Annotated in this window: 17 protein-coding genes and 1 pseudogene; 8 read left to right on the top strand and 10 right to left on the bottom strand. The window is 47.7% G+C overall.

The genetic code is table 11. The annotated features are described in order from the left end of the window. The first annotated feature begins 297 nt into the window (after positions 1-297). The 3 genes from uvrA to ACMYUL_RS12440 all read left to right on the top strand — a co-directional run bounded on the left by uvrA (position 298) and on the right by ACMYUL_RS12440 (position 5951). A complete protein-coding gene (gene uvrA / locus ACMYUL_RS12450; RefSeq protein ID WP_415770899.1) occupies positions 298-3171 on the top strand; it encodes an excinuclease ABC subunit UvrA in 2874 nt (957 codons plus the stop codon). A gap of 36 nt (positions 3172-3207) precedes the next feature. After that, the gene (locus tag ACMYUL_RS12445) at positions 3208-5220 is read left to right on the top strand and encodes an AAA-like domain-containing protein (RefSeq protein ID WP_415770897.1); all 2013 of its coding nucleotides are present in this window, start codon (positions 3208-3210) and stop codon (positions 5218-5220) included. Positions 5221-5474: 254 nt separating this feature from the next. Beyond that, positions 5475-5951: an REP-associated tyrosine transposase gene (locus ACMYUL_RS12440; RefSeq protein WP_415772966.1), complete on the top strand. Its 477-nt coding sequence runs from the start codon at positions 5475-5477 to the stop codon at positions 5949-5951. Here the strand turns inward: ACMYUL_RS12440 and ACMYUL_RS12435 are convergent. The 7 genes and pseudogenes from ACMYUL_RS12435 to ACMYUL_RS12405 form a co-directional block, all read right to left on the bottom strand. After that, on the bottom strand, positions 5875-6378 hold the full coding sequence (locus ACMYUL_RS12435) for a hypothetical protein (RefSeq protein WP_415770895.1): 504 nt from the start codon (positions 6376-6378) through the stop codon (positions 5875-5877). The genes ACMYUL_RS12440 and ACMYUL_RS12435 overlap by 77 nt on opposite strands. A 155-nt stretch (positions 6379-6533) precedes the next feature. Then, positions 6534-7025 carry a hypothetical protein gene (locus tag ACMYUL_RS12430; protein WP_415770893.1) on the bottom strand — a complete coding sequence of 164 codons (492 nt, stop codon included), beginning with the start codon at positions 7023-7025 and terminating at the stop codon, positions 6534-6536. Then, positions 7019-8095 carry an RHS repeat-associated core domain-containing protein gene (locus ACMYUL_RS12425; RefSeq protein ID WP_415770891.1) on the bottom strand — a complete coding sequence of 359 codons (1077 nt, stop codon included), beginning with the start codon at positions 8093-8095 and terminating at the stop codon, positions 7019-7021. The genes ACMYUL_RS12430 and ACMYUL_RS12425 overlap by 7 nt, the downstream gene beginning before the upstream one ends. A gap of 118 nt (positions 8096-8213) precedes the next feature. After that, on the bottom strand, positions 8214-8711 hold the full coding sequence (locus tag ACMYUL_RS12420; RefSeq protein ID WP_415770889.1) for a hypothetical protein: 498 nt from the start codon (positions 8709-8711) through the stop codon (positions 8214-8216). 156 nt (positions 8712-8867) lie between these two features. Then, positions 8868-9230 carry a hypothetical protein gene (locus ACMYUL_RS12415; RefSeq protein WP_415770887.1) on the bottom strand — a complete coding sequence of 121 codons (363 nt, stop codon included), beginning with the start codon at positions 9228-9230 and terminating at the stop codon, positions 8868-8870. 450 nt (positions 9231-9680) lie between these two features. Next, positions 9681-10439 (bottom strand): annotated as a pseudogene (locus ACMYUL_RS12410) (RHS repeat domain-containing protein); the annotation flags it as partial. 13 nt (positions 10440-10452) lie between these two features. Further along, positions 10453-11418, bottom strand: a complete 966-nt coding sequence (locus tag ACMYUL_RS12405) for an IS30 family transposase (RefSeq protein ID WP_415770885.1) — start codon at positions 11416-11418, stop codon at positions 10453-10455. 210 nt (positions 11419-11628) lie between these two features. Between ACMYUL_RS12405 and ACMYUL_RS12400 the strand changes: the two genes are divergently transcribed. The 5 genes from ACMYUL_RS12400 (at position 11629) to ACMYUL_RS12380 (ending at position 16416) form a co-directional block, all read left to right on the top strand. Beyond that, positions 11629-12633, top strand: a complete 1005-nt coding sequence (locus ACMYUL_RS12400) for a 3-oxoacyl-[acyl-carrier-protein] synthase III C-terminal domain-containing protein (RefSeq protein ID WP_415770883.1) — start codon at positions 11629-11631, stop codon at positions 12631-12633. Next, on the top strand, positions 12630-13610 hold the full coding sequence (locus ACMYUL_RS12395) for an NAD-dependent epimerase/dehydratase family protein (RefSeq protein WP_415770881.1): 981 nt from the start codon (positions 12630-12632) through the stop codon (positions 13608-13610). Before ACMYUL_RS12400 ends, ACMYUL_RS12395 begins: the two co-directional genes overlap by 4 nt. A gap of 4 nt (positions 13611-13614) precedes the next feature. Next, the gene (locus tag ACMYUL_RS12390; protein ID WP_415770879.1) at positions 13615-14439 is read left to right on the top strand and encodes an MBL fold metallo-hydrolase; all 825 of its coding nucleotides are present in this window, start codon (positions 13615-13617) and stop codon (positions 14437-14439) included. A gap of 58 nt (positions 14440-14497) precedes the next feature. Continuing rightward, positions 14498-15784 carry a F390 synthetase-related protein gene (locus tag ACMYUL_RS12385; RefSeq protein WP_415770877.1) on the top strand — a complete coding sequence of 429 codons (1287 nt, stop codon included), beginning with the start codon at positions 14498-14500 and terminating at the stop codon, positions 15782-15784. Between the two features lie 176 nt (positions 15785-15960). Continuing rightward, on the top strand, positions 15961-16416 hold the full coding sequence (locus ACMYUL_RS12380) for a hypothetical protein (RefSeq protein WP_415770875.1): 456 nt from the start codon (positions 15961-15963) through the stop codon (positions 16414-16416). 181 nt (positions 16417-16597) lie between these two features. On the opposite strand, the gene rtcR is transcribed toward ACMYUL_RS12380, so the two are convergent. The 3 genes from rtcR to ACMYUL_RS12365 all read right to left on the bottom strand — a co-directional run bounded on the left by rtcR (position 16598) and on the right by ACMYUL_RS12365 (position 24411). Then, the gene (rtcR, locus tag ACMYUL_RS12375; protein ID WP_415770873.1) at positions 16598-18226 is read right to left on the bottom strand and encodes an RNA repair transcriptional activator RtcR; all 1629 of its coding nucleotides are present in this window, start codon (positions 18224-18226) and stop codon (positions 16598-16600) included. Between the two features lie 88 nt (positions 18227-18314). Further along, positions 18315-23642: a RecQ family ATP-dependent DNA helicase gene (locus ACMYUL_RS12370; protein WP_415770871.1), complete on the bottom strand. Its 5328-nt coding sequence runs from the start codon at positions 23640-23642 to the stop codon at positions 18315-18317. Between the two features lie 13 nt (positions 23643-23655). Next, positions 23656-24411 carry a tRNA(His) guanylyltransferase Thg1 family protein gene (locus ACMYUL_RS12365; RefSeq protein ID WP_415770869.1) on the bottom strand — a complete coding sequence of 252 codons (756 nt, stop codon included), beginning with the start codon at positions 24409-24411 and terminating at the stop codon, positions 23656-23658. Between the last annotated feature and the right edge of the window lie 381 nt (positions 24412-24792).

Here is a 24792-nt window from a genome sequence, read left to right as displayed (position 1 = left end):
AAAAAGCCGTACTCGGGAAACACGCTTCACATTTCCCAATACGGCTGTTACGCCATCACGCTTTTATTAAAATTTACCTCCTTTTCTTACAGTACAGCCTTGCCCGGATAGCGAAAACCCAAAACGATAAGCAAACTCCGTAATAACAAAAGCCATTAACAATCCATTCCCTCCCAATGACCAAAGGTCGTCTGAAAATCCGCTCCCAAGCTTTTCAGACGACCTCCCGCAATCTGAAACCGAAGCGAAAAGTGTTACAATAGCCGTTTCATTTTAGCCGCTTAAGACAGTCCGACCATGTGCAACCACCATCATCAAAACGACAGCAAAACTCCCCGTTCAGAAGCCCGCGACAACGACACCATCCGCATCCGCGGCGCGCGCACGCATAATTTGAAAAACGTCGATTTGGACATTCCGCGCCACAAGCTGGTGGTGGTCACAGGGCTGTCGGGCAGCGGCAAGTCGTCGCTGGCGTTTGACACGCTGTATGCCGAAGGGCAGCGGCGTTATGTCGAGAGCCTGTCCGCCTATGCGCGGCAGTTTTTGCAGATGATGGACAAGCCCGATGTTGATTTGATTGAAGGCCTGTCGCCCGCGATTTCCATCGAGCAAAAATCCACCAGCCACAACCCGCGTTCCACCGTCGGCACGGTTACGGAAATCCATGATTACCTACGCCTTTTGTACGCCCGCGTCGGCACGCCGTATTGCCCCGAACACAATCTGCCTTTGTCGAGCCAGACCGTGTCGCAGATGGTCGATGCCGTCTTAAAACTGCCGGAAGACACGCGCGTGATGATTTTGGCGCCGGCGGTGCGAGAGCGTAAGGGCGAGTTTGTCGATTTCTTTGCCGACTTGCAGGCGCAGGGTTTTGCGCGCGTGCGCGTGGACGGCGAGGTCTATCAGTTGGACGAAGTGCCGAAGCTGGAAAAAAATATCAAGCACAATATCGACGTGGTCATCGACCGCGTGAAAGTGAAGGCGGACATCAAGCAGCGGCTGGCGGAAAGCTTTGAAACCGCCCTGCGCCACGGCAACGAACGCGCGTTGGCGATGGAGATGGACAGCGGCGAAGAACATTGGTTTTCCGCGCGTTTCGCCTGCCCCGTGTGTTCGTACAGCCTGCCCGAATTGGAGCCGCGCCTCTTTTCGTTCAACAACCCGATGGGTTCCTGCCCGACTTGCGACGGCTTGGGCAACACCAATTTCTTCGACCCCGAAAAAGTGGTCGCCCATCCCGAATTGTCGCTGGCAACGGGCGCGATTGACGGCTGGGACAAGCGCAACCAGTTCTATTTCCAAATGATTCAATCATTGGCGCGGCATTACGGTTTCGATGTGCAGGCTGCTTGGGAAACGCTGCCTGAAAAAGTCAAAAAAGTCGTGTTGCACGGTTCGGGCAAAGAAGTCATTGATTTCACCTACCTATCCGAACGCGGCACCACCTTCAACCGCAGCCACGCCTTCGAAGGCATCATCCCCAATCTCGAACGCCGCTACCGCGAAACCGACAGCGAAACCGTGCGCGAAAAACTGCGCGAATACCAAAACCACCGCGCCTGCCCAAGCTGCGGCGGTGCACGTTTGCGCAAAGAAGCGCGCTACGTTTACGTCAGTGGCGAACCTTTACACGAAGTCTCCGCCTGGCCGCTGACCAAAACCCACCAATTCTTTGAAACGCTGGATTTGGACGGCAACAAAAAACAAATCGCCGAAAAAATCCTCAAAGAAATTACCGAACGGCTCGGCTTTTTGATTAACGTCGGGCTGGATTACCTGAATCTCTCCCGCTCCGCCGAAACCCTCTCCGGCGGCGAAGCCCAGCGCATCCGCCTCGCCAGCCAAATCGGCAGCGGCCTGACCGGCGTGATGTATGTGTTGGACGAACCTTCCATCGGACTGCACCAGCGCGACAACGACCGCCTGCTCGCCACCCTCAAACGCCTGCGCGATTTGGGCAACAGCGTGATTGTGGTCGAACACGACGAAGACGCCATCCGCGAAGCCGATTTTGTCGTCGATATGGGCCCCGGCGCAGGCGAACACGGCGGCAATGTACTGATTGCCGACACGCCCGAAAACGTCGCCAAATGCGAAAAATCCGTTACCGGACAATACCTCAGCGGCAAAAAATCCATTGCCGTACCGTCTGAACGCACGCCCGTCAATCCCGAGCGGATGCTCGTCCTCAAAGGCGCGCGCGGCAACAACCTCAAAAACGTTACCCTCGAATTGCCGCTCGGTCTGATTACCTGCATCACCGGCGTATCCGGCAGCGGAAAATCCACCCTGATTAACGACACCCTCGCCAAAATCACCGCCCGCGAACTCAACCGCGCCCAAGAAGAACCCGCCCCATACGACGACATCCGCGGCCTCGAACACCTCGACAAAGTCATCAACGTCGACCAATCCCCCATCGGCCGCACCCCGCGCTCCAACCCCGCCACCTACACCGGCCTGTTCACCCCCATCCGCGAACTCTTCGCCGGCGTACCCCTCTCGCGCGAACGCGGCTACAACGTCGGTCGATTCTCCTTCAACGTCAAAGGCGGCCGCTGCGAAGCCTGCCAAGGCGACGGCGTGATTAAAGTCGAAATGCACTTCCTGCCCGACGTGTACGTCCCCTGCGAAGTCTGCCACGGCAAACGCTACAACCGCGAAACCCTCGAAATCCAATACAAAGGCAAAAACATCAGCCAAGTCCTCGACATGACCGTCGAAGAAGCCCGCGAATTTTTCGACGCCGTCCCCACCGTATCGCGCAAACTGCAAACCCTCATGGACGTAGGCCTAGGCTACATCCGCCTCGGCCAATCCGCCACTACCCTTTCCGGCGGCGAAGCCCAACGCGTCAAACTCGCTTTGGAACTCTCTAAACGCGACACTGGCAGAACGCTCTACATTCTCGACGAACCCACCACCGGCCTGCACTTCGCCGACATCGCCCTGCTGCTGGAAGTCATAGGTCGTCTGAAAGGCAAAGGCAACTCGATTGTGATTATCGAGCATAATCTTGACGTTATAAAAACGGCTGATTATATTGTGGATTTAGGACCGGAAGGGGGCGATGGTGGGGGAAGGATTATTGCTTCAGGTAGCCCTGAGGAAGTGGCGAAGGTTAAGGGGAGTTATACTGGGAAGTATTTGAAGTTGGTTTTGAAATAACAACCATAAGTTTATTTAATAAATCAAGGAAAATTTATGAAGACAATTAAAAATGAAGTTAAGCCAGGCAGGAATCCTAATTTAGTTACAAGTCATTTTGATAATGAAGAAAAAAATATCATTGATAGATTATCAGGATATTTTTATGTAACCAACGGGGGAAGAGATGTACAGCACTATAATGCTAATTATAGATATTGTTTGGTAAAACTTCCTTCTGACAAGAAGAATCTATTTGGTATTGATTTTGAAATTTTATTAGTGTTCAGCCCCTATGAGAAATTTGAACCGAGAACATTAGATATTATTGAAAAAATAGAAAAAGACTATATAAATAGTTCATTTAGATTAGATAAAATATGTACCATCATAATTAGTAAGTGCAACTCATTTGAGCATGAATTAAGTAAAGTCATAAAAAAAGGACAGGAAAGTAGGATTGTAATTCCATTTACTTATAATGAACTATTGAATAATGAATATAAAACTAATTTTTTTGATGAAAGAATTAGAAAATATTTTTTTGAGAGAGATTTATTTGATGTTCAAGCTCCATTGACAAAGGATTTATACTTTTTCGGTAGGGATGAGGTTGTTATTTCTCTAATTGATAAGCATGAACAAGGAGAGAATGCCGGAATATTCGGGCTAAGGAAAATCGGTAAAACATCGATTTTATATGCTGTAAATAGGATACTGAGTCAGAAGGGTGGATGTTCTGTTGTTATTGACTGTCAGAACTTATACCAAGGTAGGTGGAACTACGCATTATATGATGTTATTGATAATATCAATGCTAAGTTAGCACTGAAAATGAAATTTGACAGAGAAGAATATGAAAATGAGTCCTTAGCTGCTAAATGTTTTGATAATGATATTAAAAGAATATGCAATAAGTTAAAGAGTAAAAGTATATTACTGATTTTTGACGAAATAGAGCATCTATCTTATAAACTATCAGCTAATGAATATTGGAAAAATGGACATGACTACTTATATTTTTGGCATGCTGTTAGAGCATCATTTCAAACCAGTGGTGGAAAATTTACCTTTTTATTAGCAGGGACTAATGCAAATAGTATTGAATTATCTAAAATAGAAAATTCAGATAATCCGTTATTTGAACAGTTTAAACCTATCTATCTAAGTGGATTTAATGTTGAACAAACTAAACAAATGATTTCCACTTTGTCAAGATATATGGGAGTCAAATTCGATGATGAAATATTTACATATTTAACGGATAACTTTGGCGGCCATCCATTTCTTATCCGTAAAATCTGTTCTTTTCTATTAAAGAAGGCAAGAAAATTAGATATTCAACATATTGATAAAGATTTTTATCATAAATATTATAGTGAATTTGATTCTCACAGTTATTGTCAAATGGTTATTAACGTTTTACATGATTTTTACAAAGATGAATATACCATGTTAGAATATCTTGCACAAGGCGATATTAATAATTTCAATGAGTTAGCTAATGATGATGAGAGTTATGTAAGGCACCTTTTAGGATATAGGGTTATTAGAAAGTCAAATGACGGGAATTACCACTTTAATATTGATGTAATTAAACAATTTTTAATTAAGAAAAATAAATATCAATCTATGAATCTATCACAAGATGAGAAAAGATTAGAAATATCTTATAGAAGAAATAAGATTGAAGAGAATCTGAAAGAGCTTATTAGAAAATGTATCCGTGATAGATATGGCAGAACGCAGGCACTTGAAAAAGTGAATGCTATTCTCAAAACATCTATAAAAGATTATAATGATTTATTTGATTCAAATAAAAATAATAAGCTATATTTTTTAAGTTTACTGAATATAATTATAGATAATGACCTTTGGGATGATTGTTTTAAAACTATTTTTAGCAACAAAACTGAATTCGCATCTAAAATGAATTTAATCAATCGGATTAATATTGGAAGAGCAGATGCACATAATGCAAAGGTTTCAGATGAAGATTTTAATTTGTTTCGCTCGATTGCAAAATATTTAGAGAAAATTATTGAAGAAAATAAGGGGAAATTTGATTAGTAAGCCGTGTATACTCAACCGACCGCGTGCGTGGCTACGCCACACACCCTACCTGTGAATTACGCGGAACTTCAAAACCAACGTGTAGGGTGTGTGCGGTACGCACGCACGCGGTTGCTTGATTGACGGTTTTGTTGTTTCAACATTTCAGACGGCCTCCAATGTCGTCTGAAAGCGTCAGCTTCAACAAAGCCAAAACCTTAAACAACAGATTATTCTCCTTCTCCAACACCCAAACCACAAACAAAAATCCTATGGCGCGTTATCGCAGAAACTTCATTGCCGGCGGCACATTCTTTTTCACCGTCAAACTCGCCGATCCAAAATCGCGCCTGCTTGTCGAACATATCGACTTATTGCGTGCGGCTTATATGGATGTGCAAAAACAATATCCCTTTGAAACCGTCGCCGTATGCATACTGCCGAACCATATCCATGCCATTTGGACGCTGCCGCCCGACGATGCGGATTATTCCCTGCGCTGGCGGCTGATTAAAACCAAATTCTCCGCACATTTCCCTCGTGCCGAAAATCTGTCTGCCAGCAAACAGCGGCGGCACGAACGAGGTATTTGGCAACGGCGTTTTTACGAACACACCGTGCGCGACGAAACGGATTTGCAGCGTTGCGCGGACTACATTCATTTCAATCCCGTCAAACATGGATTGTGCGGCAATGTTCGCGATTGGGCGTTTTCATCGTTTCACCGTTATGTGCGGGACGTTCTTTAACATATCCACTGCTACCAGCACTTAAATTACAAGATACGCGAGCTATATTTACATCATCTAAGTTCCCGGTTTTCGTCAAAACCGTACACTTCTGTCCCAATGCGTCAGTAACGGCGGGATGGTCTTTGCGGTAGTCGAACGTCCATTCTTCGCCGAGGTTGTTGCTGCTTTTAAGCACTTTGCCGTCGGTGTCGTAACGGTCGTATTCGTAGCGGGACACCAGTCCGTCGGGCTGGCTGTGTTCGACCATGATGTGGTTGCGGTAGGCGAAACCGCGCAGTTTTTTGCCGTCACGTCCGTAAACGGCGGTCAAATCGCCGTAGCCGTTGTAGTCGTAGCGCACCAGTTCTTTGCCGTTGAAGATGACGGAGGTGAGGCGGTTGACGTAGAAACGTTCGTCTTCGGAAACGAGATTGTTAAAGAACAAATGGTTCAGACGACCTCAAAGAAGATTGTGAGGTCGTCTGAAAAACAGGAACTGTGTGCGTGTGTACCGCACACACATTACGTTGAGATTAGAGGCTTCATGCGGGATACGGCTTGCTAACACTCGCTGCGTAAGAATTTGAAGTCTCATACAGGCTACAGTTTGCTACTGAAGTCATCTATTAAATATATCAATTTTTGTATATCAGATTTATTCAAAAAATTAGAATTCTTAGATGATAAGTCAAGCATTAACTGTGCTATCCAAAAATCTTCTTCATTTCTAATTCTGTTTTTCTTGATGATACGTAAAAAATTTCTATAAAAAAAATTTTCAACTATTTCTTTTGTTTCATTATTACTTATTTCTTCATTATATATAGCCAAAGCCACCTCAAATTCCTTTTTCGTCAATAAGTTCTTAAGTATCAATGGTATTTCACACAGCCCTTGCAGTAATCCATTTTGTAACTTATACAATGGAGTATTTCCATCTTCAATAATTTGTTCATATTTAGAAACGCTAAAGTCGAAGCTATATTTTAATGGTTTAAGTTCAACAGGATAAATATTATACAATCTATTGATTATAAAGCTGTAAGTTTTAATTAGATTATAGATGCTTTGTTTAGTAATCTTTACTACCATAGTCTCATTCTCGCAGGGGAATTATCAGGCAAGGCTCCGAATTCTGCTGTAGAAGCCCAGTTATAATATGGTCCATTCGGGTTCCAAGCAGAAACCCCATTAATTTTATTTCTAGCAGTACCTCCAACACTTTGCGCACCTCCATGAAAATCAATCAACTGTTGCTCCCTGCCACGAATAGCTTGTGGACTAGTGGAATATTTATCCAACACGGGCGGTGAGAACCCTTCCGCATTTAAATGTTTTTGTTGTAACCCTCTTCTGTGTACTAAATAATTAGAATCTCCTATACCATGAGTTCTTCCGCAATAAACTTGTCCTGTAACAGGATGTGTTCTAGTGTAAGTAGCATAATAAAACGGTTCTTTATTAGGAGTATCTCCTGATAGTGATAAAACAACATCAAGAAGCCCCGCTCTACCAATTGGTTTAACTTTAGAAGTTGATAAAGTTACATTTTTAGGAGGACTTAATACTGCTTCCCCTGCAAGTCCTAATGGATCAATCCAGACTAAAGCATTATTACTAAAAGTATAAGAATTCGCCCCACCCAGCAACCCAATCGGGTCCTGATTCACAAACCGCCCGACCTCAGGCTCGTAATAACGCAACAAGTTATAATGCAGCCCTGTCTCTTCATCATAATACTGGTTTTGCAGTCTGAACGGCTGGTGCGCGTTCCGATAGACGCATTCGTCCTTTTTCAGATGACTCCAGGCGGTGTATTCGCCGTACCATAAGAGATTGCCGTAGATGTCAGTCATCTCGCGCGGTATGCCGACTTGGTCGTTATGGAAATAGGCGAGGTATTGTTTGCCGTCTTTGGCGTTGTCAAAGACTTGCGCCAGCGGTTCGTAGCTGTCTTGGTCGGTGTAGATATAGGTGTAGCTGCCTTTGTAGGTGTACTCCTGCAATAAGCGGCTGCCGTCCCAGACGAAATGGGTGCGTTTCGGTTCGGTACTTGTCCAGGCGAGTTTGTCTTTTCTTTCCTTACTCAGTCTTCGCCCGAACGGGTCGTAGGCGTATGTCCAGATCTCGGTATTGCCAGTAATGAGATTGTTAAAGAGCAAATGTTTCAGACGACCTCAAAGAAAATAGTGAGGCCGTCTGAAAAACAGAAACCGCGTGCTTTCGTTACAAACGTATCCTTCATCGACATTAGATGATTTCATGGATGCTGCGATTTACTTACTTCTTAAGTTCTGCTCTAAGCTTGGGAGATAACTTTTGAAAGATTAATTTCAAGTAATTTTTATAGTTTTTACCATCTAAATTTTGTATTGCATGTATAATTTTTTTATGAAAAGAATACGAATTATTATATTTCATACAATCCAAATTCATATCAAGACATTTTATTAAACTTGGTATTGATGAAGCATTCCCATGTTGGCTAATAACATCAACAATATCTTCATGTCTATCATGCCAAGTTTCAAATAATAATTTTTCATATATATCCAATAAAATCTTATCTTGCTTGAATATATCCGAAATAATTAGAGAGAATTCAACTCTATCTCCATTCTTATGCTCGATACCATCATTTATATAATTACGAAAAAATTTTGGAATATCAATATCTTTATCGTGAACATATTGATCAATAGTATATTGAATTTCTTGCACACTGGAGCCTCCTGCAAGAAACGAGTCCACTAGAGTGTCAATTTTTTCAAAAATCATATAGTGCTTTTCCTTATTCCTTTACATTTTACCTACGGTTTGATGCGGGCTGCGGCTTGCTGATTGTTACACTTACTAATGTGGCCTGTATTAGAAAATGCAAAATTATAAACAATGTTAACTTTTTGCACTAAAGTTTCCTAATCACTTTCTGATTCATACTCGAAAATATCTAAATTCAAACTTAGGAAAATAATCATCAATATGATATTCAGCAATTAAATTTAGATCGGAAGGCTCATCTTTAAGAAAAATATCAAATTCGACAATATATAATTTTTTCTCATCAACGAGTTGGATAAAGCACAAATCTTTATCGGGATCCTTAATATCCGATAGCGGAGGTAAATTCAATTCAGTTTTATTTGATGTAAAATCTTCAAGTATGATTTCATTCATTTCATTAAAAACTTCAATAGATATATCATATTTATCATTTAAAATATTCAAATTGTCTTCTTTAAAATAATTTAGAAATTCAGTAGCTTCTTTGTATATTTCGTTTTTTATATCAAACATGATATTTCCTTTCTATTTTCTAATGTGTTTTACCCTACTTCTGGGTATAGATGTTCTCGAATTATCGTTAGCACCTATTCCAAGTAGATATTCTTTTGCTTTAAGGACCAAACATCCTGCAACATGTGGAGCGTAACCAACGGCCCGAAGAGCACGATAAGCAACCATTGTTTCATTTTTTAACCTCCCTCCCGAAGGATATGTTCGTTGCACCTGCTGAGTCTTATAGTGCGGGGGTCCCCTAGTTGTTCTGTCAGTATTTCTTGCTCTCATGACAACAGCAATTGCATCACCCCTATCATAACCAGCTAAACCTTTCATAGCAGAATCTTGATAAATATGATGTGAATCCTTTCTTGTACCACTAGCAATATTAGCCATTTCCTTATGTTTTCCAAATATCACATTAAATTTTTTAAGCAATTTATCGCAATAACTCTCGCATTTTTCAAGACCAAGTGGATCAATCCATACTGTAATATTTGGCCCAAATTGGTAAAAATTATCCCCACCCAACAACCCAATCGGATCCTGATTCACAAACCGACCGACCTCAGGCTCGTAATACCGCATCAGGTTATAATGCAGTCCGGTCTCTTCATCATAATACTGGTTTTGCAATCTGAACGGCTGGTGCGCGTTCTTGTAAACCCGCTCATCTTTTTTCAGACGACCCCAGGCGGTGTATTCACCGTACCATAAGAGATTGCCGTGGATGTCGGTCATCTCTTTCGGAATGCCGACTTGGTCGTTGTGGAAATAGGCGAGGTATTGCGCTTCGTCTTGGTTGTTGTGGAAGACTTGGGCCAAAGGTTCGTAGCTGTCTTGGTCGGTGTAGATATAGGTGTAGCTGCCTTTGTAGGTGTACTCCTGAAGTAATCGCGTTCCGTCCCAGGCGAAGTGGGTGCGTTTTGGGTCGGTGCTCGTCCAGGCGAGTTTGTCTTGGCGTTCTTTGGAAAGCCTTCTGCCAAACGGGTCGTAGGCGTATGTCCAGATCTCGGTATTACCGGCGACTTTTTTGATCTCGACTCGGACGAGTTGGTTTTCTAAATCGTATTGGTAATATTGGTTTTCGCCGTCGGGCAGCTGGCGGTAGATCAGGTTGTCCAATGCGTCGTAGGTGTATTCGATGCCGTTGTATTCTTTGAGGCGGTTGCCGCTGACAGGGTTAGGGTTGGCAGGTGATTTCAGACGACCTTGGATTCGGATTTCAAGTGCAACACTAGTGTATCAGTGGTTTGAACAGATTCAAGAATAAAACACTTGGCGTTTCGTAGCCAAGTGTTTTTCTTGGCCGGTGGTTCAACTCATCTTGAACCCTGCGTATCTCCCGATTACTGATGTTTCGGAAATCGGTTTGTTTGGGGAAGTATTGCCGGATGAGTCCGTTGGTGTTTTCATTCAGACCTTTCTCCCACGAATGGTAAGGGCGGCAAAAATAGGTTTCCGCCTTCAATGCTTTGGCTATTTTGGTGTATTGGTAAAATTCTTTACCGTTGTCCATGGTGATGGTGTGCACTCTGGCTTTATGTGCCCTTAATACCCTAATGGCTGCCTGGGCAGTGTCTTCGGCTTTGAGGCTGTCCAATTTGCAGATGATGGTGTAGCGGGTAACGCGTTCGACCAAGGTCAGTAATGCGCTTTTCTGATCTTTGCCGATGATGGTGTCGGCTTCCCAATCGCCGATGCGGGCTTTTTGGTCGACGATGGCGGGTCGGTTTTCTATGCCGACACGGTTGGGCACTTTGCCTCTGGTCCATGTGCTGCCGTAGCGTTTGCGGTAGGGTTTGCTGCATATTCTGAGGTGTTGCCATAAAGTGCCGCCGTTGCTTTTGTCTTGGCGGAGGTGGCAGTAAACGGTGCTGTGATGGAGTGTGATCCCGTGGTGTTTGCGCAGGTAGGCGCATACCTGTTCGGGACTGAGTTTGCGGCGGATAAGGGTGTCGATGTGTTGAATCAGCTGCGAATCGAGCTTATAGGGTTTTCGTTTGCGCTGTTTGGTCAGCCGGCTTTGCCGCTGGGCTTTTTCGGCGCTGTATTGCTGCCCTTGGGTGCGGTGCCGTCTGATTTCGCGGTTGATGGTGCTTTTGTGGCGGTTGAGCTGTTTGGCGATTTCGGCGACGGTGCAGTGGCGGGACAGGTATTGGATATGGTATCGTTCGTCTTGGGTCAGTTGTATGTAGCTCATGGCAATCTTTCTTGCAGGAAAGGCCGTATGCTACCGCATACTGGCCTTTCCTGTTATGGAAAGTTGCACTTCAAATGCGAATCCGCCGTCGTCTGAAAAGCCGTTTACAGGTTTTCAGACGACCTTTTTTTGATTTCTCCGCGGATATAAACGTTGACAATGACAAAATATTAATACTATGCTGAAGTATTACTCACTAGCGGATATATTATGCAAACGACTCATCCGAACCCATCCCTCCGTCTCAACATCATCGGCACAGGCAAAGGACTGCCTTCGCGGCTGGTTCCTTCCACCGAAATCGACGCCCTGCTCGGTATCAAAGAAGGCCGCACCGAAAAACTCAGCGGCTTGGCGCAACGCTACTTTCTGGCAGAAGGCGAATCTGCCGATGCGATGCAGCTTCAAGCTGCGCAAAGTGCGTTGGCGGCGGCAGGCATCACAATTGACGATGTGGATTGCGTCATCAACGCTTCGGGTATCGACCGTCAATGCATTCCCTTCAACGCCGCGCATACCTTGCGTCTGCTGAAGCCCGCGCGACCGATTGCCGCATTCGACGTCAATATGACCTGTTTGTCGTTCTTACGCAGCTTGGATTTGGCGGATTCGCTGCTACACAAATATCCCACCATTTTATTGATCAGCTGCGATGTCGCCTCTGTCGGCTTGGACTGGAACGATTTTCACAGTTCGACCATTTTCGGCGACGGCGCGGCGGCGGCAGTCATCAGGTCGTCTGAAAACGGCGGCGTGTTGGCAAGCAAATTCGAGGTACATCCCGAAGGCTACGAATTCTGCACCATCCCCGCGGGCGGCTATGAAAACCATCCATCCAAACATCCCGAAAGCTATGTCTCCCAAGCCTATTTCCACATGAACGGCAAAAAGCTCTACAAACTTGCCGCCGAAGCCATACCCGGCTTTTTGGATGGAACTTTGGCGCAGGCAGATTTGACGTTGGCAGACATAGACTGGATCGTTCCGCATCAGGCAAGCCGCGGCGCTTTGCAACACATCATCAGTCGTCTGAAACTCGACCCTGCCAAAATCGTCGATATTTTCAACACCCACGGCAACCAAATCTCCGCTTCCATCCCCTCCGCGCTGCACCACCTGCTGACCGACTTCCCCGTCCGCTCGGGCGATAAAGTTTTGCTGTTCGGCACATCCGCAGGTGTAGGCTTAGGCGCACTGGTTTGGGAAAAACCATGAAAAAAGCCATAGTCACCGGCGCTACCGGCGGACTGGGGCGCAACCTTGTGCAGACGCTGCTTGCCCAAGGTTGGCAAGTAGCCGCCTGTGGGCGCAATGCCGAAATCGGCAAAATGCTGGGGACGGAATTTCACGCCTTCGATTTGTCCGACCGCAATCAGACTCTAAAGGCGTTTTCCGAAGCCGATATCGTGTTCCATTGCGCCGCCCTGTCTTCGCCGTGGGGGCGTTACGAAGATTTTTACCGCGCCAACGTGACCGCCACGCAAAACGTCTTAGCGGCGATGCGGCACCACCATATCGGCAAGCTGATACACGTTTCCACGCCCAGCATCTATTTCGATTACCTCGACCAGCATAAAGTCCCCGAAACCTTCGTCAGCCGCCACTTCGTCAACGACTACGCCTACACCAAATTCCTTGCCGAACAAGAAGTCATCGCCGTCACCGACATTTCCAGCGTCATCATCCGCCCTCGCGGCATTTTCGGTGAATACGACACCGCCGTCCTGCCGCGCCTGCTCAAAATCTCCGAAAAAGGCTTTCTGCCGCTGATTCGGCGCAGCAGCCGCGAAGCAGGCGGCGCATTAGTGGACGTGACCTACGTCGGCAATGTCGTCCATGCCCTTCTGTTGGCAGCTGAAGCCGATGTGCCCCGCGCCATGCCGTTCAACATCACCAACGGCGAGCCGCAGACCATCGCCGCACTCTACCGGCAAATCATCGATACCCTGCATCTCGGATGTCGTCTGAAACCTGTCTCCTACCGCCTGATTGACAGCGTTGCCCGCCTACTGGAAACGCAGGCACGGCTGACCCGTTCCTTTCGCGAACCCCTCGTCACCCGTTACAGCATAGGCACGATTTCCTTCGACCAAACCCTAGACATCAGCCGCGCCCGTTCGCTGCTCGGCTACGAACCCCAAATCAGCATTGCCGACGGACTGCGGCAATACGCCCGCTCCCTGAAAGGCTGAAGCTATGGATATCCGTTTCTACCACACCGGCTACTGCACCCATCCCGAATGTATGGTCGAACGGGGCGGCAGCCTGCGTAAAGCCGCCTTTCCCGCCATGACCGCCCACATCACCCACCAAGGCGGCAACCTGCTGTTCGATACCGGCTACGCGCCCCGCTTTTTCCAAGCCTGCCGCCGATTTCCCGAGAAATTTTACGCGCTGACCACGCCCGTCACCCTCAGCCAACCGACCATATGCGAGCGTTTGGGCGATGCCGCACACGACATCAACCAAATCTTCCTGTCCCACCTGCACGCCGACCATATTGCCGGCCTCAAAGACTTCCCCGACGCAGAAATCATCCTTTCCCGCGCCGCCTACGATTTTGTTTACCGTACCGACAAACCCGAAAGCCTGACCAACCGCATCATCGAAGTCAAACAAGGCTTCCTGCGCGAGCTGTTGCCCCAAGACCTGCCGCAGCGCGCCCGCTTTATCGAAGATATGCCCGAAGTCCGCCTTGACGAAGCGTTTTACCCGTTTGAACAAGGCTACCGCATCAGTGCCGATTTGATTGCCGTCGCCCTGCCCGGCCATGCCGCCGGACAATACGGGCTGATAGCCGGAGAATTTTTCCTGATTGCCGACGCCGTTTGGCGGTTCGCAACCATCAGCCACAACCGCCGCCCCAACCCCCTTACCGGCCTTATCGCACAAAACCGCACCGCCGTCCAAGCCACCATAGACCGCCTGCAACACCTCCACCGCCGCAACCGCGAAATCATCCTCGTTCCCAGCCATTGCGAACCCACCTTGCGGCGATTGGGCATGGAAGGTTTGGATTAAAGCAGGTCGTCTGAAAACCCGACGAGCAAAGCCCCTCAACTGCACAAAAGAACACACCATGAAACCTTCAAAATGGCAAATCCTCAAATCCTTTTTCCACACACGAAACTACACGGAACGCGCCGCCCTTGAAGCACACCAGCAAAAACAGCTCGACCGCCTTTTGACAAACCACAACAGCCGCTTCTACCCCCACAGCGCCAAGCTGCAAGACTACCCCGTTATCAACAAACGCATCTTCATGCAGCATTTTGCCGACATCAACGCCTACGGCATCAGCGAAAAAGACGCCCTCTCCGTCGCACTCAAAGCCGAAGAAAGCCGCGACTTCAGCCCCGTTTTTCAGACGACCTCGGGCAAAGAAATCACCGTCGGGCTTTCCTCCGGCACCAGCGGCAACAGGGGCATTTTCCTCGTTTCCCCCGAAGAGTCCGCCCTGTGGGCAGGCTATATGCTCAAACGCATGCTGCCCCGCCCCTACCTCGCCCGCCACAGCATCGCCTTCTTCCTGCGCGCCAACAGCAATCTCTACACCGCCGTTAAAAGCCCGCTGATACGCTTCGAGTTTTACGACCTGCTCGAAGCCTTGGACGCGCACATCCCAAGGCTCAACGCGCAAAAGCCCACCATCCTCATCGCCCCCGCCCAAGTATTGCAGCAGCTTGCCCGACACCCCGACCTCGCCATACACCCCAAAAAAATCATCTCCGTTGCCGAAGTTTTAGAGCCGCAAGTCAAAACCCGCATCGAACAACGCTTCGGCACGCCGGTTCACCAAATCTACCAATGCACCGAAGGCTTCCTCGCCCACACCTGCGCCCACGGCAACCTGCATCTGAACGAAGACATGGTCTATATCGAAAAAGACTGGATAGACCGCGAAAGCGGCCGCTTCGCCCCCATCATCACCGACTTCAACCGCAAAAGCCAACCCGTCATCCGCTACCGCCTCGACGACGTTTTGATTGCCAACGACACCCCCTGCCCCTGCGGCAGCGCATTCGCCCGCATCAGCGCCATCGAAGGACGCTGCGACGACATCCTCGACGCACGCACAGCAAACGGCGAACCTTACGCCCTCTACGCCGACTTCATCCGCCGCGCCATGATTTCAGACGACCTCATCCAAGAATACCGCGTCGAGCAACACGGCAAAGCCCTGCACATTTTCCTCACGCCCGACACAGAGCAAACCCGCGCTGCCGCCACACGCAACCTGGACCGCCTGTGGCAGACGCTGCAACTTCGCCCCTTCGATTACGTTTTCCAAACGGAACAAACCCGCCCCCTGCACCAAAAACGTCGGCGCGTGACGAAAATTTCCCCGTATGGCGAAAATCCGTAATCGTTTTAGAGCCTTACCTTTCAAAGCAAAGATAAAAGGGTCGTCTGAAAAATTTCAGACGACCCTTCCAGTAAAAAGAAAAATGCCATACCTGACCTTACCTTCCTACTTTCCGTAATACCTGCCATGTTAAACTTGCAGTAACACCCAACACTCTTTCAGACGACCTAAACCTTATGCGCTACCTTATCCCCCTCTTCTTCCTATCATTTCCGTTAGCAACCTATGCCGGCGGTGATTCTTCAAAAGCCCAAGTCCTCAGTATTGTAGGCAGCCACGGTTACTATCAAATTTCCGTCCGCCAAATAGAACACCTAATTTATGACGATGGATGTACGACATACAATATCCGTATTACTCCTCCTAGAAAAACCTTTTGGGATCTGCTTGGTCTGAGACAAGCTGGCGACCATCCCACCGCCGAACAAACACAAGCTGCTGCCGCAGTGTTGAAACAGTATGCTGCCAATCAGCACCCGCTAGAAATCGGCTATTTAGGTGGCGGACTGTATCCTGATCCTCGACAAAAATGCCTTTATCACGGCACTGGGATGAGGTTTTATGCACCGGACTATTTAGCCGTACGCCAAGACGCACGTATGGATCTATATCCTTATCTGACCAAACCATAAGTCCATCCCCGCCACAAAGCAAAAGGTCGTCTGAAAACGGGCGCAGTCAGTTTCTTCAGAGCTAAAACGAACTCAGTGAATCTTGAGAACAGGTTTTCAGACGACCTTTCCCTCGTTTGACCATACCAGCCAATCGAAATAGAAACCTCTCCCGCTCCAACCCGCTAGAACCAATCCCCATCTACTGCCCGATATCGCCCCACTCCAAACCAAATTTCTGCAAATATTTGCGCAGCCTGTCGCTGTCATTGGTTTTGGCACGGCTGTTTCGGGAAACATGAAACAATGCCCTTCCCGCCTGCGCCATGTTTTGGTGTTTGCGGCATTCGTCAATCACGTTCTGCAATTGCAAGCGGTCAAACAAATCCAAATTTTCCCAATCGATTTTGTCGGGGTAGTTATCCGCCTTTTCAGACGACCCCTTGTGTAAAAGGTCGTCTGAATCCGCCTCCTCAGCCCACAACCATTTGAGCCGCTCAATTTCTGCCGCTACTTGTTCCGTCTGTATCCTGCCCTGCGGGGCAAGTGTGGCAAGACGCATGATGCTGGCGGCAAGGTCGCGGAAATTGCCGCGCCATCGGGCTTCGTTTGAATGGGCGAAGGCAAGGTAGGCAGACAGGGCTTCTTTATTGAAACGGGTGGCGCGGCCGAGTTCCTGCGAGGCGAGCGCGAGCTGGTGTTCGATGTTCGGCTCGATGTCTTCGCGGCGGTCGGCGAGCGCGGGCAGCGGGTAGTTCCAGATATTGATGCGGGCAAACAGGTCTTCGCGGAAGCGTCCGGCGCGGATTTCCCGCCGCAGGTCGCGGTTGGTACCGGCGATAAGCTGGAAGCTGCTTTGCACTTCCTTGTCGCTGCCGACGGGATAAAAATGTTTTTCTTCAATGGCTTTAAGCAACATGGCCTGTTCGTCCAAGCCCAATTCGCCGATCTCGTCCAAAAACAGCACGCCGCCGTCGGCAGTTTTCAAGTAGCCTTCGCGCTTTTCCGCCGCGCCGGTGAACGCGCCTTTTTTGTGTCCGAACAGGGCGGAAGCCGCACCGTCGCCGCGCAAGGTGGCGCAGTTCACATCGACAAACTCACCTTTAATCAGGTGACGCGCTTTTTTCAATTCGAAAATCCTGCGCGCCAGCATCGATTTGCCCGCGCCGGTAGGGCCGGAGAGCAGAATCGGTGACGGGGAATGGAGAGCGACTTGTTCGATTTCCGCAATCATGCGGTTGAAGGCGGCGTTTTGGGTGGAGATGCCGCTTTTCAGGTAGCGCACCGCATCATCGCGCACAGCGGCAAGGCGTTCGGCAAGCACATCGTAACGCGCCAAATCCAAATCGATGATTTCATAACCGCCGATATCGCCTTTCCCCATGCTGCGCCTTTGGTTTTTCGGCGGCGCAGTCTGCAACAGCACGCCGGGGATTTGGCGCGATTCCACCAATAAAAACAGGCAGATTTGCGCGACGTGCGTACCCGTGGTGATGTGGGTGAGATAAGTTTCTTCTTCAGTATCAAATGTATAGCCCGCCGCCCAATGGTGCAGTTTGGTGTAAACCTCAGAAAAATCCCACGGGTTTTCCAGCTCCATAGGCACGAGATTGACGGCGGTGTGCGGCGACACCTGCTGAATATCGGCTTTTACATGATCCGCCAGATCGCGGTATTTCTCCGAATAAAACAGCTCTATACGGTCAAGATGAAAATCCTGACGCTGATTCATGGCGACATTCGGCCGCCACTTCTGCCAACGCCCTTGACCGAAACCGCTGTCCAATACCGTACCGAGAAAGCTGACGGCGACTTGTTTTTTGTTACTCATCTTTTATTCCGTTTATTCCGTTTGAGTCTCAGACAGCCTTGTATTCAAGCTGCCTTCTTCATGTTTGAGATAGCCTGAAAAACTCTTTTTACTCAGGCGGTATCACTAACATAGGAATAACAAGCGTCCATTTTTCCAGCTTTTTAGTGCCGATTTTTTCTGGGATACGTTGGCGAAATGATTCTCCGACTTCGTCTAAATAACGTACTCTGAAAGTGTTGGCATAGGCGGTAGTTTTTGTCGGCAACGGTGGTAATTTGACGGTACGGGCAACTTCAATATCATCAGAAAGGAAAATATATCTGCCATCCTCCGTCCGCTTCATTTCCAGTGGGTCGTCTTTTTTCAGCTTCGCAGCAGCAAACAGACGTTGTTTCACAGTTTCGACATTGTTGTGACAGACAATGAAGTCGATATCCAAATCACTTTTGCTATCGGTTTCTCCCTCGACTGCCGTGTTTCGATAAGCTGCCAAACGTCTGTATTCGGTATTCAACTCAGGTAATTCGGTAAAGATTTGAGCCACGTTTTCAATATCATCAGGTAGCTTTGTCATCCAAGGATGCTCTGGAGTAGTTTGCAGTAGGGTCAGTGTTTCTATGGCACGAGTCATAGCGACGTAATAAAGCCTCTGTTCGGCTTCGTCAACTCCCTGCCAACCGCCGTCTAAAATGAAGACGTGCTTAAACTCCAACCCTTTGACTGCGTGCGCCGTGCCTAGAAATATACCTTCCGAACGGGTTTCATGTTCATCACCTACATATTCGTAGAGCCAGCTTTTCAGAAAGGCAGACGAATATCGGTTAACAGTGCCACTACCGTTTTCAGACGACCCGTTGTCTTCTATGGGCGACGCTTGGATTTCTGCCTCACGACTCTCTGCAAAGTTATCCGACTTTTCAGGTAGCTTCTCATCTTGCAGTGGATATTCGTTTAAGAAATCAGTTTGTAATTGCCTAAACCAAACGCACCAACTGCCACCGCTTTTTTTCACTTGTTCACTAATAAGTTCTGCAAAAGCTTGTGATGTAAAGCCTTCGGTTTGTTTTTCCACGCCATCAATCAGGCGGACAAACTCACGGGTGTGGCGCAATTTGATTTTGCTGCTTTTGTCGGCACTCAAAAAATAAGGTATGCCGTTTTGTTCACACCATGCCTGCAGAGGTTTGAGACTGGCATTATGACGGGATAAAACTGCAATCTCATTCCATGCGACTTCGCTCAAGGTTTTCAGACGACCTATTTCGGTGATAACAGCTTGTGCCTGTATGTTGCTGCTGCTACCGAACGGCAGGCTGATGTGGCGCACACGCCCCTGCCTTTCGCTGTCTGTTGCAGCCCGTACACCACCGTTGGGCTGTGTTTGACGTTCAGGGTTGATAACAATCGGATGCAGCGTTTTCAGACGACCTGTCATGCCGTTTATTACGCTGTTAGCAGCGCTGATGATGTATTGTGTACTGCGGTAGTTGTAGGTCAAATAGTCGGGTTGGGCAACGTCGTAGTCTTTTTGGAAACGGTGTATGTACTCGTTGCTCGTGCCATTGAAGGCGTAGATGTTTTGGTCATCGTCACCGACCGCCAGAATCGTCAGCTTGTCTTCTTCAGCCCGCTTCCTACCCGCAAGCGCAGAAACGAGCCGGTAGTGTTCTTCGCTGATGTCTTGGTATTCATCTACCAGAATATAGCGGAAACCTGCCATGATACGTTCGCGTGTCTCGTCGCTACCATCATCGTTTTCAAGGTCGTCTGAAAGCATAGCGGCAGCCTGCCTGCACCATTCTTTAAACTGACTTTTGCCATATTCACGGTTATTGCCATCGAAACGCACCCCCAAAAGCCGCATTGCCATACCGTCATAAGTCATGACCGTAACGGCAGCAGCAAGAGGACCGACCAGTCCGAACAGGCGGCGCTTGACCTCCTGCGCCGCCAAACGGTTGAAAGTCAATACAATGATGGCGGATGCGGGAACATGTTGCACCCGTAAAAGATAAGCAACACGGTGCACAATAACTCGCGTTTTGCCTGAACCCGGTCCGGCAAGAATAAGACGGTTACTGCTGCTTTGGTCGGTAACAACGGCTTTCTGCATCTCATTCAGCCCATCTGTAATTTCGCGCAGAGTTTGTGGCGATGCAGGCTCGTCCAATTCTTTCAGACGACCTTTAAACCATTTATTTTTAAAATTCTTTTCTTCCAAGCCAAAGTAATCACGCACCAAATTCAATCCTTCGGCAAGGTTTTTCAATGCACGAAGGGCGTATTCCTGCATCACATGGATTTGAAAACGTTTTTCGCTGTAAAAAACAGAAAGTGGTTTATAGTCCTCCACAAGATATTGGCGTTTAGCTGAGAGTGCTTCAGGATTAGGGATAATAGTCATGGCATGTCTTAGAATGGTCATGCCGTGGTTGAGTTTGATCACACCTTGTTTGTGCATAAACAGCAAAGCCTGCTTGAGCAGAAGCTCACGACGGTCGGCGGGGATTTGCACCGACAATACCAAATCGTCGGCAATCTGTTGTACCAATTCACCCATGCGGGTTTCCACCATTACGTCTTTTTGACGCACTCCGTTGGTTTTTGCCATCAAGAATGGTAAGAGGCACAGGTTGATATTACGGCGCAGCTCTGCGTTGTTTTGCACGCTTTCCCAACTGTCGCTCTTAGAATTCTTGAAACGCACTTTCAAAAGGTTGTTGCCAACATCGCGGATTTGAAAACTTCCACTGCTGTTTGTCTGCTGTGCCGCCTTATCATCGGCGAGCGACTGCATCAAAAGTTTGATTTCAGCCGGATTGGTTTCTAAACCCGCTTCATGCATTTGGTGGCAGACAGCGCTCAACGAGAGATTTTGCCAAATACCTTGGTCTGCTTCCGGAATTTCGTTTTTTAAAATCTGCCAAAGTTTCTCTTCCCAAGCGATAACTTGCGCCAGACGTTTATCAGCAGGCTTTTTGTTATCAGTACGCAAAATAACGGTCATGTGTGTATCGTTGGTAAGAATGTCCAATTCTTCCAGTTTTTTTAGATGACCGCGCAATTCAGTGAAACTGCATGCTGTTGCCTGCATCAAATCGTCGGTACTCAAAGGCGCATCTTCTGGCGCTTGAAACACGATTTCGACAATAGTTTGGTAAATTTCCGAGATACGCTTGCTGAACTTGTTTTTTTCAATAATCGCCAGCGCCTCATCTAGATTCAGACGACCTGAACGTGCGGGGAAAATACGGGTTTGATTTTCCTTACGCTCCAATAAGTCTGCGCGTTCCAGCCATGCCAGCACGGTTTTGACTTTGGTATCTGCCTGTCTATCATCGCTGTCAAAACTCATGTGTTCCTCGGTGTCGCGCAAAATTTCGCCACCTGTTGCCACGATTTCACCGCAATGGTCTTTGCCGTATGCCGCCTGATTCAGCCAACCGACTTTCTTCCACACGGATTTCAAATCGCGCAATTCGATTTGCGACATTTTGCTGATGGAAAACTGCGTATCCACGTCTTTTCCGTCATAAAGCAACACGCATTTTGCATCTTCCTGATCCCTTCCTGCCCTACCTGCTTCCTGCAAATAATTCTCCAGCGAACCGGTAATCTCGGCATGAATCACTAGGCGCACATCAGATTTGTCCACCCCCATACCAAAGGCGTTGGTGGCGACAATAACGCGCAAACTACCGCCAATAAACTGGTTTTGAATATCGGCTTTTTCGTTGTTGCCTAAACCGGCGTGGAAATGCTCACATGCCCAGCCTTGTTCTTTCAGATAATTCGAATAGGTTTCCGCACTTTTACGCCGTCCGACAAATACCACGGCTCCACCGCTTTGATGATCAAGCTCACGATGCAACAGCTCGTTGATTTTTTGTTTTTTGAGGTCGTCTGAAATTTCCTGCACATCGTAAAACAGATTGTCGCGCGCGTTGTCACCGATAAATTGGCGAAACTCAATACCCATTTCCTCTCGAAAATGGTGGGTAATATCAGCAAGGACGTCGGGCTTGGCGGTAGCAGTGAAACAACTGACCGGCGCAACCGCACCACTATTTTTGCTGTATTCAGCAATAAATTTGACTGCATATAGATAATCTGGACGGAAATCGTGCCCCCATTTAGACAAGCAATGCGCCTCATCAAATACCCAGCCGTTGATTTGACGCTGTGCAATAGCAGTAATGAAACTTCTGTTGCGGAATTGCTCAGGTGCGACGAACAAGATGCCGATATCGCCCAACGCGGTTTTGTCTAAAATTTGGGCACGTTCAACCACCTCAACCAAGCCGTTAAGCATAGCAGCGCAGGTAGCACCTTTTTTCTCCAAACCGTCCAATTGATCTTTCATCAGCGATTGCAAAGGTGAAACAACTATTGTCAAGCCTCCGTTGCGGTAGTAGCGGTTGAGCGCTGGCAATTGGTAACACAAGGATTTGCCGCCGCCCGTAGGCAACACCGCCAGCGTGTGCAATCCCTTCATACTGGATTGCACCACCGCACGTTGTCCACCATCAAATCCCTTTACATCGCGGAAAGTAGGCAGTTTGAAATAACGCTGCAACTGTACATCTGGATTGAGCGTATCCTGACAATAACGACATTCCGTACTGCCACAATCATAATCACGCAACTCGGCAATCAACCGAGCCGTCTCGGGAAATTGATGCCGCACCCACGGTGCCAGTACAGAATTCCCACCAGAAACTTTTAACCACGACAAAGCGTAGCCGAGGGAGGGATATATATCAGGATTATGGATATCAGTTTTCATCAACTCCGTAAAACGAGTGCGGCAAACTTTCAGACGACCTTGGTCATCGTTGTCCTGCATCATCAGCCAAATGGTGCTGATCAGCCGCTTGACATCAGGGCATACGACGCGTTCGGGAATGGTAATGCAATCTAAAATCTGGTATGGCAGAGGCATGTCGGACAAGGTCGCCCACAACTCAAACTCTTCGGGACTTTCTGCCTTGATTTTGCCGAACGCCGTGCATTGGTCTTGGAAAAGTTGCCAGCATGCGTGGCAGTCGGCAAGCGGGGAATTAATTTCAGAAGAGATGATTTTATGGTTTTTGATCAAGCGATGATACGGATTTTTCGGAAATGCCAAAGGCGAGAGCCGCAGCGTATCGATAACAGGCAATTTAAGCCATGCAGCTTCAGGCATTGCAGCCTTCAAATATTTCAAATCGTGTTCGAGAAAGTTATGCCCCATCAGCCACTTCAATCCATCAGTCATATGCGCCATTTCAACCAAGGCAGCATGAAAACCCTTTTCTCCACGAAAAGCTTTTTCAAAAAATAAACCAGAGTCGGGGCGGAATGCACCGATTTTGAACGGTTTGTCGGTTTTCGGATCAACTTCCAAATCAATGATGAGAACAGCAGGGATGTGTACTTTTGTAGGAGTATTCATTTTCAGACGACCTCTAAACGATTCTTTCCAAGACAAATGCGCCGTAATCATCGCCTAAAGGCAGCTCGAAATCAGTATGTAAGATTTGGCGTTCCACCTGCACGTTTTCACCGGTTTGCGGGTTGAAGCCCTCTTTCAAGGCCGTCTGAAAATACACGCCGAAGCCGCGTTTCTGCCACGCGGACAGTTCGTTGAAATTGATATTGTTTTCAAACAGTAAATCATGTTTCTGCGCGCGCGTGAGACCGCTGACCGCTTCTGTGGCTCGGGATACGCTTTCGCCTTTCTTGCGCAGCATCCAATAACAGTGAGCATTGAGCGCGTTACGGTGTGCATCTTCATGCCGCCAGCGGAAGTAATCGACCACCAGTTTTTCGTTCGGCAAAACGCAAACTCTGGCATCAAAAGCGGCGGGCTGCCCGTGTGCCACCGAAAAGGCGGCGCTGGCTTCGCCCGCCAATACCGAAATGATTTTGCGCGTTTTGCGTTTGAACGTATCGTCGTCGCGGCGCAGCAGCAGCGAAATTTCATCGCTTTCGGAATAGCCGTACGCCACATTGAAACCACATTTCATCAAATGACGGACGGTGTGCGCCATCAAATCGCGAAAATGGATGTCAAACGGGGCTTCAAACTGCCAAATTTCCTTGGTCAACCGCGTAAAACCGCGTCCGTCCAAGCGCACTACAATGAAATTTTCCTGCGGCACGCAGAAATCATAAGCTGTTTCGTATTGCCGCAGGCGTTTGTCCAAATCGTCGAATCGCATCGCATCTCCTTAAATATCTTATTTTCTATAAATCTATCTATAAATATATTTTCCAGTATTCTACTCTTTTTGCCGTAAAAGACCACGTTAAAATATATTTTCTTTATATTCAATAAATTAAAAATTAATTTTGAAATTTTTTTATCGTTGGCACGCTGTTGGCTATGTTGTAAATGTAACGATGCAGCAGATGCTGCGGGAAATACAGTTCTATAGGAAAGAATTTTCCGTGAATTTTTAGCTGTTGTGTCGTTACAGGGCGAATGCCGACAAGACTACAGTGGTTCTGCAGGTTCGATTCCTGACTCGCCTAATAGGCGTTGACGTCTTGTTTTTCTAGTCGCCCACCTTTTCTGATTCAGCAGGCAAATGCCAGCCTTG

The sequence above is a fragment of the Neisseria sp. CP9 genome (genome assembly GCF_047758525.1).
GTDB lineage: Bacteria > Pseudomonadota > Gammaproteobacteria > Burkholderiales > Neisseriaceae > Neisseria.
Note: the sequence above shows the minus strand (reverse complement) of the source record. Positions and strands in the feature narration are given on the sequence as shown.

Bases quoted from the DNA above. Each gene is read 5' to 3' on its own strand.
- ACMYUL_RS12430 (WP_415770893.1), bottom strand. From the start codon at position 7,025: ATGGTAGTAAAGATTACTAAACAAAGCATCTATAATCTAATTAAAACT.
- ACMYUL_RS12400 (WP_415770883.1), top strand. From the start codon at position 11,629: ATGCAAACGACTCATCCGAACCCATCCCTCCGTCTCAACATCATCGGC.
- uvrA (WP_415770899.1), top strand. From the start codon at position 298: ATGTGCAACCACCATCATCAAAACGACAGCAAAACTCCCCGTTCAGAA.
- ACMYUL_RS12380 (WP_415770875.1), top strand. From the start codon at position 15,961: ATGCGCTACCTTATCCCCCTCTTCTTCCTATCATTTCCGTTAGCAACC.
- ACMYUL_RS12365 (WP_415770869.1), bottom strand. From the start codon at position 24,411: ATGCGATTCGACGATTTGGACAAACGCCTGCGGCAATACGAAACAGCT.
- ACMYUL_RS12405 (WP_415770885.1), bottom strand. From the start codon at position 11,418: ATGAGCTACATACAACTGACCCAAGACGAACGATACCATATCCAATAC.
- ACMYUL_RS12440 (WP_415772966.1), top strand. From the start codon at position 5,475: ATGGCGCGTTATCGCAGAAACTTCATTGCCGGCGGCACATTCTTTTTC.
- ACMYUL_RS12415 (WP_415770887.1), bottom strand. From the start codon at position 9,230: ATGTTTGATATAAAAAACGAAATATACAAAGAAGCTACTGAATTTCTA.
- ACMYUL_RS12445 (WP_415770897.1), top strand. From the start codon at position 3,208: ATGAAGACAATTAAAAATGAAGTTAAGCCAGGCAGGAATCCTAATTTA.
- rtcR (WP_415770873.1), bottom strand. From the start codon at position 18,226: ATGAGTAACAAAAAACAAGTCGCCGTCAGCTTTCTCGGTACGGTATTG.
- ACMYUL_RS12420 (WP_415770889.1), bottom strand. From the start codon at position 8,711: ATGATTTTTGAAAAAATTGACACTCTAGTGGACTCGTTTCTTGCAGGA.
- ACMYUL_RS12385 (WP_415770877.1), top strand. From the start codon at position 14,498: ATGAAACCTTCAAAATGGCAAATCCTCAAATCCTTTTTCCACACACGA.
- ACMYUL_RS12370 (WP_415770871.1), bottom strand. From the start codon at position 23,642: ATGAATACTCCTACAAAAGTACACATCCCTGCTGTTCTCATCATTGAT.
- ACMYUL_RS12390 (WP_415770879.1), top strand. From the start codon at position 13,615: ATGGATATCCGTTTCTACCACACCGGCTACTGCACCCATCCCGAATGT.
- ACMYUL_RS12395 (WP_415770881.1), top strand. From the start codon at position 12,630: ATGAAAAAAGCCATAGTCACCGGCGCTACCGGCGGACTGGGGCGCAAC.